Here is a 15,465-nt window from a genome sequence, read left to right on the forward strand (position 1 = left end):
TCAAGACTGGTCCGGATCAGTGGATTCCACGGCGGCGGGCAGCCGTTCCACTAAGACCGTGGCGGTCTTGCGACGGCGGCGCGCCGGATCCTCCGCGACCAGCCGCAGTCCTGCATACTCTGCCTGGGATCCGGGCACAGGCACCCGGCCGAGTGCGTAGGCGAGCAGCCCGCCGACCGTATCCACATCCGGCGCGTCGATCTCCACGCCGAACAGTTCCGCGAGCTCACCCAGCGGCAGCCGCGCAGTCACCCGGGCACGGTTGTCGTCCAGCCATTCGATCGGGGGGACTTCGTCGTCGTACTCGTCGGTGATCTCCCCGACGATCTCCTCCACAATGTCCTCGATCGTGACGATTCCCGCGGTGCCACCGTACTCGTCGATCACCACTGCCAAGTGGATGCGCTGCTGCTGCATCTCCCGCAGCAGTTCGTCGACGGGCTTGGAATCCGGCACGTAGGTGGGTTCGCGCATGACGTCGCGGATCGTCCGCCCCGGGGCGGGAGCGCCGCCGTTCGCGCGCCACGCATCGTACAGGCGCGCCACCAGGTCCTTGAGGTAGACGATGCCGATGACGTCGTCAAGGCTCTCCCTAATCACCGGGATGCGCGAATATCCGCTGCTCAACGCCTTTTCCAGGGCTTCCTCAATGGAGACGTCGCCTTCGAGGAAGACAATGTCGGGGCGCGGGATCATCACCTCGCGCACCGTGGTGTCGTCGAGCTGGAACACCGAGTGGATCATCCGGCGCTCCTCGGGGTCGATGACGTGCCCCCGTTCGGCCAGGTCCACCAAGTGGCGGAGCTCCTCCTCGGTCGCAAACGGCCCCTCCCGGTCGGTGCCGCCGCGCGGCAGGAGCAGCTGGCCGGCCCGCACCAGGAGCCGGGCTACCGGGCCCAGCACCACTGTTGCCGGGCCGACGACGGCGGCGGCGACCTCCGCGGTAGGCCCGGGGAACCTCCGCGCCAGAATCCGGGGAATCACCCCAACCAGCACGTAGTCGACCAGCACCGTCACCACCGCGGTGAGGGCGACCGCCCCCCAGGTCAACCCCAGCCAGGTGAGGAAGCCCACCGCCAACGCCAGGGTGGCCCCCACCTCGCAGCAGACCCGGAGCAGCAGCGCCGTGTTGAGATGGTAGGCCGGGTCCGCCGCGACCCGACGCAGGCGGCGGGTCGCGGAATGGTCGCGGCTCGGCGCCTTGCCCCCCAACCGCACCGTGCGGCTGAACGCGGTCTCCGCCGCGACGAAGAAAGCCGCGCCGCAGATCAGCAAGACCGCCAGTCCGAAGACACTCCCCGTGCCGGCGGCCCCGTTCACCGTTCCTCTTCTTCCAAACTTCGTCGCCAGCCCGCCAGCAGCTCGTTCTGCAGGCTGAACATCTCCCGGTGCTCATCCGGCTCGGCGTGGTCGTAGCCGAGCAAGTGCAGGATCCCGTGCGTGCACAGCAGGTCGATCTCGTCCTGCATGCTGTGCCCGGTCCGCTCCGCCTGCCGGGCGGCAACCTGCGGGCAGATGACCACATCCCCCAGGATCCCCGGTTCGGACGTCCGCCCCGGAGCGCCCGGGCGGAGCTCGTCCATGGGGAAGGAGAGCACGTCGGTCGGTCCCGGTTCATTCATCCACCGGACGTGCAGATCCGCCATCGGCTCCTCGTCAACGAGGAGCACGGACAGTTCCGCGAGAGGGTGCACCCGCAGGGCGTCCAAGATGTAGCGCGCCAGTCGGGCCAGCCGTTCCTCGTCGGCGGGGACGCCGGACTCGTTCGCGACGTCGATACTCATTGCTGTTACCGGCCTTGTTCCATTGGTGTCGGGGACACTGCGGCATGCGGTCTGCGCCGCGGCTCACCTGCTACTGGAATCGGTCCCATGGGGACGGTGCGTCTCCCGTCCCACAGCACCGTTGCCTTGCTTGCGACGCTGTGCAGCTTCGTGCCGACCATAGGCGTCCACGATCTTGCCGACGAGCTTGTGTCGGACGACGTCGTTGCTGGTCAGACGGCAGAAGCTGATGTCCTCGATGCCGTCGAGGATGGTCTCCACCGTCCTCAGCCCGCTCTCCTGGCCCTCCGGAAGGTCCACCTGGGTGATGTCACCGGTAACCACGATCTTGGAGCCGAAACCCAGGCGGGTGAGGAACATCTTCATCTGCTCGGGCGAGGTGTTCTGCGCCTCGTCGAGGATGATGAAAGCGTCGTTGAGGGTACGGCCCCGCATGTAGGCCAGCGGCGCGACCTCGATCGTCCCCGCCGCCATCAGCTTGGGGATGGAGTCGGGGTCGAGCATGTCGTGCAGCGCGTCGTAGAGGGGACGCAGGTAGGGGTCAATCTTCTCGTACAGGGTGCCCGGCAGGAAGCCCAGCCGCTCTCCCGCTTCGACCGCGGGACGCGTCAGGATGATCCGGTTGACCTCCTTGGCCTGCAAGGCCTTGACCGCCTTGGCCATCGCCAGATAGGTCTTTCCGGTCCCAGCGGGGCCGATCGCGAAGACGATGGTGTGCTTGTCGATCGCGTCGACGTAACGCTTCTGGTTCAGCGTCTTGGGTCGGATCGTGCGCCCCCGCGCCGACAGGATGTTCATCGTCAGCACGTCGGCGGGACGCTCAGGTCCGGGGGAGCGGAGCATGGCCAGGACCCGTTCGATCGTGTCCGGGGTGATCTGGGTCCCGTTCTCCACGAACCGCAGCAATTCCTCGATGAGCCGGACCACGAGAGCGTTGTCCTCGGGGCGCCCACTGATGGTGATCTCGTTACCCCGAACGTGGATGTCGCTGTCGAAAGAGTCTTCGACCACGCGGAGCAGTTCGTCTTCGGTGCCCAGCAGATGGAGCATCATCTGCTCTTCGGGGACGACGACCTTAACCTGGGTGTGCGCGTACGTTGACTCGACCATGATGTGGCCTTGCGGCCGTCTCGCCCCTACCTTTCGCGTGTCCGGAGGCCGTGTCTCACCTGCCCCTGCGGCCTCATTTCTTTTCGGCAATTCTACCAACGGGTGCTTAATCCCCCGAGAGGTTTTCCCGTCCCGGCCGGGGCTGTCCGCCGGACCGCTCCCGACCGGGACGGGGACGATCGATCACCCCGGGGGCCACTCCAGTCCGCGGCCGCCGAGCAGATGGCCGTGCACGTGGAAAATGGTCTGCCCGGCTCCGGGACCGGTGTTGAAGACCATCCGGTACCCGCTGTCCGCAATGCCCTCGGCCCGGGCGATCTCCCCGGCTTCCCGGGCGATCTCGTCGAGGAGGCCGATCCCGGCAGCGCCCGCGCTGGCCATGTCGGGATAGTGGTCCCGCGGAATGATCAGCACGTGCGTGGGCGCCTGCGGGTTGATGTCGCGGAAGGCGATCGTGCGCTCGCCCTCCCGCACGATATCGGCGGGCACTTCCCCGGCGACGATCTTGCAGAACAGGCAGTCGGACCGACGATCGGTCACCGCTTCTCCCTCCGTTGCCGAATGCGGGGGTGCTGCCCCAGGGTCCCATCATGCCGGAAACCGCGACTAGGCAGCGTCCGGGGATCCCGTGTCCTCGCATAACCGCACCTGAGGCACTATGACCGCCACTATCCTGGTTCTCGGCGCGCCGGCCGCGCTCCTGTCCGGCCCCGACTCCCCCGCTCCCAACGCCGAAGGAGGTCATCGACGCTTTTCCCGTCAGCAGCAGTCTCCGACCAAGCGAGAAGAACGGCATGGCCTTTCGTAAACCCGGCGAGAAGGGGCCGCGTCCTCATCACGTGAGCGAAACCATGGTGGTGGAAGCGCCCGCGGCTACGGTGTCGGCCCGGTGGGATGCCGACCAAGCGGTGACACAGCTCTACTCGGACCACTACCGCCCTTTGGTGCGACTCGCTGCCCTCCTCGTTCGCGATGTCGCCACTGCCGAAGAAGTCGTACAGGACGCGTTCGTCGCCATGCACGGGGCGTGGCGGCGGCTCCGCGACCCCAACAAAGCGCTTTCCTATCTGCGGCAAGCGGTGGTCAACAAAGCCCGGTCGGTCCTGCGGCACCGAGCCGTTGTCGAGAAGCACGCACCCAAGGCGCTTCCCGACGCCCCCAGTGCTGAGCACGGTGCACTTAACGAACTGGAGCGCGCCGAGGTGGTCAACGCGCTGCGCGCGTTACCGACGCGGCAGCGGGAGGCCATCGTCCTGCGGTACTACGGAGACCTCTCCGAAGCTCAGATCGCCGACGCCATGGGCATCAGCCGTGGCGCGGTGAAGAGCCACACGGCACGCGGTATCTCCACGCTCCGCAAGCTCCTGGAGCAGACGAAATGACCGAAGAATTCGACGACTTCGAAAAGCGGCTCAGGGCTGCCTTGCACGCCGCGGCCGACGACATTCCCATCTCCCACGACGCGCTGGAACGGATCCGGGCCCGCACCGAGCGCCGGAGCCTGTTCCCCTGGACAGGACTGGCATGGTTCCGTCCGGTCGTCGCCGTGGGCGCCGCGGTGCTGATCGCCGGATCAGTGCTGCTCGGGACCCCGCAGCTCCGCAACCAGGTGCTGCCAGGGTCGTTCGTCTCCGCTTCAGACACCCAGCGGGCCGAAGAGACACCGTCGCAGTCACCGCAGGCGCCGGCCGATCCCGAAGGCGTCGTGCCGCCTCCGGTGCACGGGGCTCCCTCCACACTGCCGTCGGCCGCCCCGGAAGCGTCGCCGTCCGCTCCGGAAGCTGAAGCACCGCCCACCGTCTTCGGAAGCTCTGCGTGCGCGTCCCCCAGTCCGGGGGAGCGGGCAGACAGCGGTGCCGCAGCAGACCCCCGCGCCACGGAACGCCCGTGCCCGTCGGAGTCGCCGGCTGTCCCGGACGAGCCTGAGCCGTCGCCGTCCCCCTCCGAGGACGACGGCTCGAACGGCTCCTCATCCCCTGGCTCCCCGGGAGCGGAGAAGACGCCGACCGCCTCCCCGCCCCCGCCGTCCGGCGGCGACCCGCAGTAAACCGCTTCCCGGTGCCGGCCGCGCGCCAAGAGTCGCCCGGCTACCAGCGGCCGCACCGGGCCTGGAGGACCGCGAGAGCAGCCACGCCGGCCGTGGACGTGCGGAGCACGGTCGGCCCCAGCAGCGCCCGCAGCGCCCCGGCGTCCTCGAAAGCTGCGAGCTCCGCGTCGCTGAACCCGCCTTCCGGCCCCACGACGAGGACGGCGTGCCCGGCAGGGCCGAACAGTTCTTCCGGCAGCGGCAGCTGTGAAAGCCGGACCGCGCCTTCTTCATGCAGCACGATGCCCAGCGTTGCGCTTTCCAGCAGCGCGACGACACCCGCCTTCCCCACCGGTTCGGCGACCTCGGGGATGCGGCTGCGCCGGGACTGCTTAGCGGCAGCCCGGGCCGCGGAACGCCATTTCGTGAGCGACCTGGCGACACGGTCCCCCCGCCAGCGGGTGATGCAGCGCTCTGCCTGCCAGGGCACCACGGCGTCGACGCCCGCTTCCGTCATGACTTCCACGGCGAGCTCACCGCGGTCCCCTTTCGGCAAGGCTTGGACGACCGTGATCCGCGGCCGCGGTTCAGCCTCGAACACCCGCTCTTGGACGGCGCAGGTGATCGTGTCGCGGCCGACCGCGGTCACCACGCAGCGGGCCCGGTGGCCCGCGCCGTCGACCAGGTCCACGGGTTCACCCACGGCGATGCGGCGCACCGTGGCGGCGTGCCGCCCCTCAGCGCCGTCCACCACGACGGGGTCAGAGTCGAGGGCCGCGGGCTCGACCAGGAAAACCGGGGCGGTCACCGCGCGCCGAACGCGTCACGGATGCGGGAGAAGAAATTGCCCTGCCCCGGGCTGAACTTGCCCGGCGGCCGGTCCTCGCCGCGGAGTTCCGCGAGCTTGCGCAGCAGCGCTTCCTGCTCTTCGTCCAGTCGGGTGGGGGTCTCCACCGTGACGTGGATGTGCAGGTCGCCGCGGCCCGGCGCGTTGAGGTGGTGGCAGCCCTTCGACTGCAGGGTGATGACCTGCCCGGAATTGGTGCCGGGGCGCAGGTCGATCTCCTCCGGGCCGTCGAGGGTGTCGATGGTCAGCGTCGCCCCCAGCGCGGCCGCGGTCATCGGAACGGTGACCGTGCAGTGCAGGTCGTCGCCGCGCCGTTCGAAGATCGGGTGCGGGCGTTCCACGATCTCCAGGAAGATGTCGCCGCGCGGTCCGCCGTTCGGGCCGACCTCGCCTTCGCCCGCCAGCTGGATCTGGGTCCCGTCCTCGACACCCGCGGGGATCTGCACTTTGCGGGTGACGCGCTCCCGGACCCGGCCTTCCCCGGCGCAGTCCGGGCAGGGGTTGCGGATGATCGTGCCCTGGCCCGCGCACTGCGGGCACGGCCGAGTCGTCATGACTTGGCCGAGGAACGAGCGAGTGACCTGGGAGACTTCACCGCGGCCACCGCACATGTCGCAGGTCTCGGGGTGGGTTCCCTGCGCCGTGCCCTCACCCTGGCAGGTGTTGCACACGACCGCGGTGGGGAACGTGATGTCCTTGGTGACGCCGAACGCGGTCTCTTCGAGGTCGAGCTCGACCCGCACCTTGATGCTCCGGCCCCGGCGCATCCGCTCGCGTGCCGCGCGGGTTCCCGTGCTCCCCCCGAAGAACGCGTTCATCAAGTCGTCGAACGGGAAGCCCGCTCCGAAGCCGGTGGCTCCGCCGCCCGCTGCCCCGCCGCGCGCGAACGGGTCGACGCCCATGTCGTACATGCGGCGCTTCTCCGGGTTGGAGAGCACCTCGTAGGCTTGGGCGACTTCCTTGAACCGCTCCTGGGTCTCTGGGTCGGGGTTGACGTCGGGATGCAGTTCACGTGCGAGCCGGCGGTATGCCTTTTTGATCTCGTCCTGGGTCGCGTCGCGGCGAACACCAAGGATCTCGTAATAGTCTCTGGCCACTTACTGTCCCGCCAAGATCTGACCGACGTACCTTGCCACTGCGCGCACCGCTCCCATCGTTCCTGGGTAGTCCATCCGGGTTGGACCGACGACCCCGAGCTTGGCCAACGTTTGATCGCCGATCCCGTACCCTGCGGCGACAATCGAGGTGGACTGCAGGCCCTCGTGGTTGTTCTCCGCACCGATACGCACGGTCAGCATCGATGCGTCGCCCATCTCACCCAGCAAACGGATGAGGACGACGTTTTCTTCCAGCGCTTCAAGGACGTCTCGGAGCCCGGCAGAGAACCCCATCGCCGCGAGGTTCGCGGTCCCCCCGAAGACGACCTTCCCCTCGTGCTTCTCGACGAGGCTCTCCGTCAAGACCGACATCACCGACTCGGCGATCGGCCGCTCCTCCAGCGGAAGCTGGGCGAGGACCGTCGGGAACTCTTTCGGTGCCTCGGTCAGCCACTTGCCCACGAGAGCCCGGTTCAGCGCCCCGCGCAGGTTCTCGACCACGTCGTCGGAGACCTCTGCAAGACCGTCGATGACGCGCTGCTCGACACGACCGGTGTTGGTGATCAGCACCAGCATAAGACGCTGCGGTCCCAGCGGCACGAGCTCCAGGTGCTGCACGCTCGACCGGGTGAGGGACGGGTACTGCATGATCGCCACTTGCCGGGTCAGGTGCGCCAACAGCCGCACCGTGCGGGAGACGATCTCGTCGAGGTCGAGCGCCCCGCTCAGAAACGTCTCGATAGCCCGACGCTCAGCCTTGGACAGAGGCTTGACCTTGGAGAGCCGGTCCACGAACAGACGGTAGCCCTTGTCCGTCGGCACCCGGCCCGCGCTGGTGTGCGGCTGGGCGATGTACCCCAGCTCCTCCAGCGCAACCATGTCGTTGCGGATAGTCGCCGGAGAAACCCCCAGCTTGTGCCGCTCGGCCAGTGCTTTCGACCCCACGGGCTCATTCGTGGACACGTAGTCTTCGACGATGGCACGCAGCACCGCGAGTTTACGGTCGTCGAGCACGTTACGGTCGTCGAGCACGCGCTCACCTCCTGGCACTCCGTGGTCTTAAGTGCTAATTCTATGCGGCGGCGCCGAGCGGCGTTATGTCTGTCCAAGCACGGTATCAACCGAATTTTGCCCCGCTTCGGACCTGTATTCACTCCCCATCACCAGATTTCCCACGCCGCAGGCCCTGCCGTTTCGGGGCCGGTCGCCCTGTTCCCGCCAGCCTCGTCCGCAGCACCATTCCCACCGCCGCTGCCCGTGGGAACAGGAGCGGGGCATGAGGCTATCCGCGTCGGCTGCAGGCCGGGCGTCCCGGCACACCCGTGGCGCGTCGCGGCACAGGTGTGCAGATGAGGCGTTCTCCGCCCAAGGGCGGAAAGCCGCCGCGGGGCCGCGCCTGGCACAGGGCCAACCAGACTCGAAATCTTCAGTCGCGGCCTGCTGCGGCTCGGCTGGAATCGGTCGACGACTGAAAGCTCCTTGTAATCGCTCCGCAGCCCGTCCTGATTAAGCTGCCTGTGTGGATCCGCGATGCGTATCCACGGCAGTGCCCCAGCCAGCCAAGGGAAGATATGCACGAGACACCGTCTTCTCCCTCCCCCGACCACGACCCGGCTGTCCCTTCTCCGGGGGCGCAGCCGGGGTCCGGACCTTCTGGGGCCGCTCCCCAGTCCGGCCCGCACCCGCCGCACCATCCTCCGCAGTTCGCCCCGCCGACTCCCCCCGCACCCGGGGCAGGACCTTATCCCGCGTATCCCGCACCGCAGCCCCACCAGGAAGGCAGCTATCCTCCCCCCGGCCCGTACGGGACCGCTCCGGGGGTTCCCCCCGCCGCCTGGCCGCCCGCACCGGACGGCAGTACGTGGGCGATGATCGCGCACCTGGTGGGTATCGTGTTCGCCTGTGTCGGGTGGCTGCCCGCGCTCCTCGTCTACCTGGCAGTGAAAAACCGTTCTCCGTGGACCCGGCATCACGCCGCTGAAGCGTTGAACTTCCAGTTGACCCTGTTCATTCCCTACGTGGTGGGAGCCGGGCTTTTTGTGGGATTCGGGTTCTTCACCCCGGATTTGGCGTGGATCGGCGCGGTAGTCATCGTCGTCGTGTGGCTGGACTGCCTCGTGTTCGGGACTATGGCCGCGATGGCCGCGGCCCGGGATGCCTGGTACCGCTACCCGATCGCCATCCATCTGGTCAAGTAGCGGAACCTCCTCTACGGTGAAGCCATCTAAAGATTGGTGGACGGCCGCTGCCGCCGAGGACGCCCCGGCTGTTCACGACCGCACGGCTAGGGCTGCAGCGAACCGTTGCGGTGCCACTGCATCGCTACTGCGGAGCATCCATCTCCCCCATCCTCGATTGACGAACTACTGAGGACGACGCATGAATAACCCCTATCCGCCCCCCCGGTCCTGAGGAGTACGGCACCGGCGGTTACAGCCCCGATCCTTCCGCTATGGGAGGCCAGCCCGGCTACGGGACTCCGCCCGGCTACGGCGCGCCCACACCTCCCCCCGGCTACGGCGCCCCCGTCCCGCACCCCGGCTACGGGCAGTACGGCTACGGGCAGCCGGGACCGAGCAACTCTGACGAGAAGACGTTCAGCGTGCTCACCCACGTGCTCGGTCTGCTCACCGGGTTCGTGGGGCCGCTCATCCTGTTCTTGATCCAGAAGGACACGGCCTCCCCTTACCTGCGGCACCACTTGACGGAAGCGCTGAACTTCCAGCTCACGCTCCTCATCGCCTACGTGGTGTCCTGGTTCCTGACCTTCATCGTCATCGGCGCGCTCACCTGGATAGCCGCCCTGGTCTGCGGGATCATCTTCGCCATCCTCGCCGCGGTCGCCGCGAACCGGGGCGAGTGGTACCGCTACCCGATCAGCATCCGCATGGTCAAGTAGTCTCGGCCTGCGGCACGGGGGATCCCACCGGGATCCCCCTGAACTTTGTCGGGCTCCTGCTCAGGCAAGGTCGAGCACCAGCGCATCGGCGAGCAGCCGGCCGCGCAGGGTGAGGACGGCGCGTCCCCGCGCGTGGGCGGCGGCGTCCAGCAGCCCGTCGGCGACGGCGCGGGCAGCCGCGGCACGCCCCGCGTCGTCGAGCAGGTCGAGGGGGCAGCCTTGGGCGATCCGCAGCTCCAAGAGGATCCGTTCGAAACGGCGGTCCGCTGCGGAGAGGATCTCCCGGGCGTGCGCCGGGGTGCGGCCCGCGGCCAGGCGGGCCGCGTAGGCAGCGGGGTGTTTGACGTTCCACCACCGCACCCCGCCGATGTGGCTGTGCGCACCGGGGCCGACCCCCCACCAGTGGCCGCCGGTCCAGTACAGCAGGTTGTGCGCGCTGCGCGCGGTAGGGTCGGCTGCCCAGTTCGACACCTCGTACCACTGCAGTCCCGCGGCGGAGAGCAGTTCGTCGGCCATGATGTAGCGGTCGGCCAGCACGTCGTCGTCGAACGGGGTCAGCTCGCCGCGGCGCACCCGGGCGGCGAGCCGGGTGCCTTCTTCCACGATGAGCGAGTAGGCGGAGATGTGGTCCGGGCCGGCCGCGATCGCGGCGGTGAGGGACTCTTTCCAGTCGGCGTCGCTCTCCCCGGGGGTCCCGTAGATGAGGTCCAGGTTGACGTGCGCGAACCCGGCCTGGCGGGCCCAGGCCACGCACTGTTCGGGCCGTCCCGGGGTGTGGGTGCGTTCCAAGACCGCGAGCACGTGCGCTTTGGCGCTCTGCATCCCGAAGGAGATCCGGGTGAACCCTGCTTCGCGCAACCGGGCGAGGATGCCCGCGTCCACGGTTTCCGGGTTGGCTTCGGTGGTGATCTCGGCGTCGGGGGCGAGCCCGAACTGCGCGTCGATCGCGTCGAGGATGCGGCCGAGTTCCTCCGGGGAGAGCAGGGTGGGGGTGCCGCCGCCCATGAAGACGGTACGCACCGGGAGTTCGCGGTCGCCGAGCACCCGCCGGGCGAGCGCTATTTCAGCGATCGCCTGGTCCGCGTAGGTGCGCGGGGAGGCGACTGCTGTTCCGTCCCGCGAGCGCAGCTCCGCGGCGGTGTAGGTGTTGAAGTCGCAGTAGCCGCAGCGGGTCGCGCAGAACGGCACGTGCACGTAGAACCCGAACGGCCGGGTGCCGAGCTCGGCGAGCGCATCGGCAGGCAGGGAGCCGTCCGGGGGAACAGGCGTACCGTCGAGTGGAGCTGAAGGCATGTCTTCAGTGTCGGCGATGCGAGGCAGTCCTCGCTCCGGCCGCCGCGGGCCAGCATGGCTGCCGTGCCGCGGCCCTGCCCACTCGGTGGGGGCGAGTGGGCTGGCCTGGTGGGACCGTGCGGTCCGCGGAGCACAACGTCGGCTAGTTCCCGGCCGGAGCGACCTGTTCTCCCAGGGAGGCCCGGTGCACGCCGGTGGAGCCGCGCACGACGAGCTCCGGTTCGAACATGTACTCGGTGCGTGCCGGGGCATGCCCGGAGATCTCGTCGCAGAGCGCGCGGACCGCGGCGAGTGCCATGGCCTGTATCGGCTGGCGGACCGTGGTCAGTGGCGGGTCGGTGAACGCGATGAGCGGGGAGTCGTCGTAGCCGACCACTGACAGGTCACCGGGGACGGTGAGGTTCCGCTGGCGGGCCGCGCGGATCGCCCCCAACGCCATGAGGTCGGAGCCGCAGACGATGGCGGTGACCCCGCGGTCCAGCAGTCTGCTGGCCGCCGCGTGGCCGCCTTCCACCCCGAACAGGGAGAGTTCGACCAGGTCGTCGTGGAAGTCGAGGCCGTTCTCCAGCATCGCGGCCTTGAAGCCGTCCAGCTTGCGCTGGACGGGCACGTAGCGGTGGGGGCCGCTGGCGAACCCGATCCGGGTGTGGCCGAGAGCCGCGAGGTGGTTGACCGCGAGTCGGGCCGCAGCCCGGTCGTCCGGGGAGATAAAGGTCGCGGGCAGTCCTTCGACGTAGCCGTTGACCAGGACGATAGGCAGGCGGCGCTGGAGGAGCGCCCGGTAGCGGTCGTGGTTGGCGGTGGTGTCGGCGTGCAGGCCGGAAACGAAGATGATGCCGGAGACGTTACGTTCCAGCAGCATCTCCACGTACTCGTCCTCCACGATCCCGCCAGGGGTCTGGGTGCACAGCACGGGGGTGTAGCCGTGCTGGGCGAGCACCCGCTCTGCGGCCTGGGCGAACATCGGGAATATCGGATTCTCTAGCTCCGGGACGACCATGCCGACCAGCCCGGCGGAGCGCTGCCGCAGCCGGGCTGGACGCTCGTATCCGAGCACGTCCAAGGCGGTCAGTACAGCTTCGCGCGTGGCTGGGCCGACCCCTGGCTTGTCGTTGAGTACCCGGGAAACTGTCGCCTCGCTTACGCCCGCGTGGCGGGCGATGTCGGCCAATCGTGGTGGACCCATGGCAGAACTCTATCGAAAACCCCTCTTCCATGTACGCAAGAAGTAGGTAATCTTGCGCAAGTAATTGCAATCGTGGGTTCCACTCGTGCGATGGAGACGCATCCATGCAGCAAGTTCCCGACAGCGTTCACTTGACCGCGCCCACCGCCCATACCCACTGGTGGCGCCACGCGGTCATCTACCAGATCTACGTCCGCAGCTTCGCGGACTCCAACGGCGACGGCGAAGGCGACCTCAACGGCATCCGGGAGCGCCTGCCCGCCCTGGTCTCGCTCGGCGTGGACGCGATCTGGCTGACCCCCTTCTACGTCTCCCCCCTCGCCGACGGCGGCTACGACGTCGCCGACTACCGTGACGTCGACCCGCGGTTCGGAACGCTGGCCGACTTCGACGCCCTCCTGGCCACCGCCCACGACCTGGGCCTCCGGGTCATCATCGACATCGTTCCCAACCACACCTCCTCCGCCCACCGCTGGTTCCGCGACGCGCTGGCCGCCGGACCGGGCAGCCCGGAGCGCGACCGGTACGTCTTCCGCCCGGGGCGCGGGGAGAACGGGGAGCTGCCGCCGAACAACTGGCAGTCGATCTTCGGCGGGCCCGCCTGGACCCGGGTGACGGAGCCGGACGGGACGCCCGGCGAGTGGTACCTGCACCTGTTCGACGTAGAGCAGCCCGACCTGAACTGGGAGAACCCGGAGGTCCGGGCCGAATTCGCCGACATTCTGCGGTTCTGGCTGGACCGCGGGGTGGACGGCTTCCGCATCGACGTGGCCCACGGCATGATCAAGGACCCCGCGCTGCCCGACATCGCCGAAGGCCAGAAGGCGGACATGCTCGACGGCCACACGCGGCTGCCCTACTTCGACCAGGACGGGGTCCACGAGATCTACCGGGAGTGGCGCGCCATCGTCGACAGCTACCCCGGGGAGCGCGCGCTGGTGGCCGAGGCGTGGGTGGAGAACGCGGAACGCGTGGCCCGCTACCTCCGCCCCGACGAGCTGCACCAGGCGTTCAACTTCGAGTACCTCACCGCAGACTGGGACGCTGCAACGCTGCGCGCCGTGGTGGACCGCTCCCTGGCCGCGAACAACGCGGTGGGGGCGCCGACCACATGGGTGCTCTCCAACCACGACGTCACCCGGCACGTCACCCGGTTCGGCGGGGGCGCGCAAGGGCTGGCGCGGGCACGCGCCGCGCTCCTGCTGATGCTGGCCCTGCCGGGATCGGTCTACCTCTACCAGGGTGAGGAGCTGGGACTTCCCGAGGTCACCGATCTGCCGGAGGAGGCCCTGCAGGACCCCACGTGGAAGCGCTCCGGATACACCGAGCGGGGCCGCGACGGATGCCGGGTGCCGCTGCCTTGGGAAGGCGACGAGCCCCCGTTCGGCTTCGGCTGCTCGGCGGAGCGCAGTTGGCTGCCGGTGCCCGCGGAGTGGCGGTCGCTGACCCGGGAGGTCCAGGAGCGCGACCCGGACTCGACCCTGTCGCTGTACAAGAAGGCGCTGCGGCTCCGCCGCGAACTGCTGCTCCCCGCAGAGGACGCGCTGCACTGGGCGGACGCCCCGCAGAACGTGCTGGCTTTCCGCCGGGAACCGGGTTTCACCTGCGCGGTGAACTTCGGCGCTGACCCGGTCACGCTGCCGTTCGAGGGCGAAGTGGTGCTGTCCAGCGGTCCGGTGGAGCAGGACGGCACGCACCTCGTGCTGCCTGGGGACACCGCGGTGTGGCTGCGGCAGTAGCGGGGTGAGTCGGCGCGTGGCGCGCTGACACCGACAGAGGGGTCCGGACTTTTCGGGGGCGTTCGGACCCCTCTATGTCAACCGGAGATTTCACTTGGATTACTCATTTCGTTGCAAGAAAGAGAAAACTCTTCCAACTTTTGCAAAAAGTTGCTAACGTCCACGCCACCGCACCCGGAAGCCGCGCCGTGCAGGGGGACGCTGCCGCGGCCTACTCGAAGGAGAATCCATGAAGTTCCGTAGCTTCAGCGTGTTGTCGGGCATAGCAGTCCTGACACTGCTTGCCACCGCGTGTGGCGGCGGAGGCGACGACAGCGCGTCCTCCGAGCAGTCCACCGACGGTGCCATGGTCATCTGGGCTGACCCCAACCGCACCGATGTGCTGATCCCCTACGCGGAACGATTCGGTGAGGCCCACGGCATCACCGTGAAAGTCGAATCCATCCCGAACGAAGACCTCCAAGACAACTTCGTCACCGCACACCAGGCAGGATCCCCGCCCGACCTGGTCGTGGGCGCCCACGACTGGACCGGCAACCTCGTCCGCAACGGCGCCATCGACCCCGTCCAGCTCCCCCAGGAGGTTGCCGACGGATTCGAACAAGTCGCCCTCGACGCGGTGACGTTCGAAGGCCAGCTCTACGGCGTGCCCTACGCCATGGAGAACCTGGTGCTCTTCCGCAACACCGACCTTGCCCCCGAAGCCCCCGACACCATTGAAGAGCTCATCAAGAAAGGCAAGAAGCTCAAAGAGAGCGGCAAGGTCGAAGAGATCATGAGCCTCCAGGTGGGCTCGGAAGGCGACGCCTACCACATCTACCCGCTGTACACCTCCGCGGGCGGCTACCTGTTCGGCAAGGACGACGAAGGCAACCTCGACCCCTCCGACATGGGTGTGGGCTCGGAATCCTCCATCAAGGCGTTCGAGAAGATCGCGGAACTCGGCGAGAAGGGCGAAGGCGCGCTCAAGCGCTCCATCGACAGCCAGAACGCCGGCCCCCTGTTCAACGAAGCGAAGACCGCCTTCCTCATCTCCGGCCCGTGGGCGATCGCAGACATGAAGGAAGCGGGCATCCCCTACGAGATCAGCCCGGTTCCCGGCTTCGCGAACGGAGACGAAGCGCGCCCGTTCATCGGCGTCCAAGCGTTCTTCGTGGCTTCCGGCGGCGCCAACAAGGTCTTCGCCCAGGAGTTCGCCACCAACTTCGTGACCGAGACCGAACTGGCCGTCGCCCTGTACGAGGCCGACCCCCGTCCCCCGGCGCTGACCGCCGCCCTGGAAAAGGTCTCCGCCGACGACCCCGACCTGCTCAAGATCGTCGAGGCCGGCGCCAACGGCGACCCGCTGCCCGCCATCCCCGAAATGGCCGCGATCTGGGGCCCGTTCGGGCAGGCCGAGGCCGCGGTGATCGCCGGTGAGGACGTCGCCGAGGCCGTCAAGGCCGCGGGTGAGGCCATCTCCGAGCAGATCGGCGGTTGATCCA

The 15,465-nt window shown here is 68.4% G+C and carries 15 protein-coding genes; 6 read left to right on the forward strand and 9 right to left on the reverse strand.

Annotated elements, in window-relative coordinates:
• The 4 genes from CW348_RS05350 to CW348_RS05365 form a co-directional block, all read right to left on the reverse strand.
• Window positions 1-1,320, reverse strand: a complete 1,320-nt coding sequence (locus CW348_RS05350; RefSeq protein ID WP_104612888.1) for a hemolysin family protein — start codon at window positions 1,318-1,320, stop codon at window positions 1-3.
• Complete coding sequence (gene ybeY, locus CW348_RS05355) at window positions 1,317-1,784, reverse strand: rRNA maturation RNase YbeY (protein WP_104612889.1); 468 nt, start codon at window positions 1,782-1,784, stop codon at window positions 1,317-1,319. The genes CW348_RS05350 and ybeY overlap by 4 nt, the downstream gene beginning before the upstream one ends.
• Window positions 1,785-1,847: 63 nt before the next feature.
• Window positions 1,848-2,894 carry a PhoH family protein gene (locus CW348_RS05360; RefSeq protein WP_016188373.1) on the reverse strand — a complete coding sequence of 349 codons (1,047 nt, stop codon included), beginning with the start codon at window positions 2,892-2,894 and terminating at the stop codon, window positions 1,848-1,850.
• 183 nt (window positions 2,895-3,077) lie between these two features.
• Complete coding sequence (locus CW348_RS05365) at window positions 3,078-3,434, reverse strand: histidine triad nucleotide-binding protein (protein WP_011291290.1); 357 nt, start codon at window positions 3,432-3,434, stop codon at window positions 3,078-3,080.
• A gap of 311 nt (window positions 3,435-3,745) precedes the next feature.
• On the opposite strand from CW348_RS05365, the gene CW348_RS05370 reads away from it, so the two are divergent.
• Window positions 3,746-4,276, forward strand: coding sequence for a SigE family RNA polymerase sigma factor (locus CW348_RS05370; protein ID WP_011291289.1), 531 nt, complete (start codon window positions 3,746-3,748; stop codon window positions 4,274-4,276).
• On the forward strand, window positions 4,273-4,941 hold the full coding sequence (locus CW348_RS05375; protein ID WP_011291288.1) for a hypothetical protein: 669 nt from the start codon (window positions 4,273-4,275) through the stop codon (window positions 4,939-4,941). The genes CW348_RS05370 and CW348_RS05375 overlap by 4 nt, the downstream gene beginning before the upstream one ends.
• 40 nt (window positions 4,942-4,981) lie before the next feature.
• Here the strand turns inward: CW348_RS05375 and CW348_RS05380 are convergent, their stop codons facing one another.
• From CW348_RS05380 to hrcA, 3 genes are read right to left on the reverse strand one after another with little or no spacing between them, the layout of a single operon-like run.
• Window positions 4,982-5,728 carry a 16S rRNA (uracil(1498)-N(3))-methyltransferase gene (locus CW348_RS05380; protein ID WP_011291287.1) on the reverse strand — a complete coding sequence of 249 codons (747 nt, stop codon included), beginning with the start codon at window positions 5,726-5,728 and terminating at the stop codon, window positions 4,982-4,984.
• Window positions 5,725-6,864: a molecular chaperone DnaJ gene (gene dnaJ / locus CW348_RS05385; RefSeq protein ID WP_011291286.1), complete on the reverse strand. Its 1,140-nt coding sequence runs from the start codon at window positions 6,862-6,864 to the stop codon at window positions 5,725-5,727. Before dnaJ ends, CW348_RS05380 begins: the two co-directional genes overlap by 4 nt.
• A complete protein-coding gene (hrcA, locus tag CW348_RS05390) occupies window positions 6,865-7,878 on the reverse strand; it encodes a heat-inducible transcriptional repressor HrcA (RefSeq protein ID WP_016188371.1) in 1,014 nt (337 codons plus the stop codon).
• Window positions 7,879-8,732: 854 nt separating this feature from the next.
• On the opposite strand from hrcA, the gene CW348_RS05395 reads away from it, so the two are divergent.
• Both CW348_RS05395 and CW348_RS05400 read left to right on the forward strand, forming a co-directional pair.
• The gene (locus CW348_RS05395) at window positions 8,733-9,062 is read left to right on the forward strand and encodes a DUF4870 domain-containing protein (RefSeq protein ID WP_016188370.1); all 330 of its coding nucleotides are present in this window, start codon (window positions 8,733-8,735) and stop codon (window positions 9,060-9,062) included.
• A 254-nt stretch (window positions 9,063-9,316) separates the two neighbouring features.
• Window positions 9,317-9,763 (forward strand): DUF4870 domain-containing protein, encoded by a 447-nt coding sequence (locus tag CW348_RS05400; RefSeq protein ID WP_287463015.1) that lies wholly within the window; start codon window positions 9,317-9,319, stop codon window positions 9,761-9,763.
• A gap of 60 nt (window positions 9,764-9,823) precedes the next feature.
• On the opposite strand, the gene hemW is transcribed toward CW348_RS05400, so the two are convergent.
• Window positions 9,824-11,056, reverse strand: coding sequence for a radical SAM family heme chaperone HemW (gene hemW / locus CW348_RS05405; RefSeq protein WP_011291282.1), 1,233 nt, complete (start codon window positions 11,054-11,056; stop codon window positions 9,824-9,826).
• A 142-nt stretch (window positions 11,057-11,198) separates the two neighbouring features.
• Entirely contained in the window at window positions 11,199-12,242 is a 1,044-nt protein-coding gene (locus CW348_RS05410; protein ID WP_011291281.1) for a LacI family DNA-binding transcriptional regulator, read from the reverse strand.
• 104 nt (window positions 12,243-12,346) lie between these two features.
• Here CW348_RS05410 and CW348_RS05415 point away from each other — a divergent pair, with 104 nt between their 5' ends.
• Window positions 12,347-13,981, forward strand: a complete 1,635-nt coding sequence (locus tag CW348_RS05415) for a glycoside hydrolase family 13 protein (RefSeq protein WP_011291280.1) — start codon at window positions 12,347-12,349, stop codon at window positions 13,979-13,981.
• Window positions 13,982-14,210: 229 nt separating this feature from the next.
• Window positions 14,211-15,461 (forward strand): maltose ABC transporter substrate-binding protein, encoded by a 1,251-nt coding sequence (locus CW348_RS05420; protein ID WP_104612890.1) that lies wholly within the window; start codon window positions 14,211-14,213, stop codon window positions 15,459-15,461.
• Window positions 15,462-15,465: the final 4 nt, after the last annotated feature.

The organism is Thermobifida sp., from assembly GCF_017577275.1.
GTDB lineage: Bacteria > Actinomycetota > Actinomycetes > Streptosporangiales > Streptosporangiaceae > Thermobifida > Thermobifida fusca.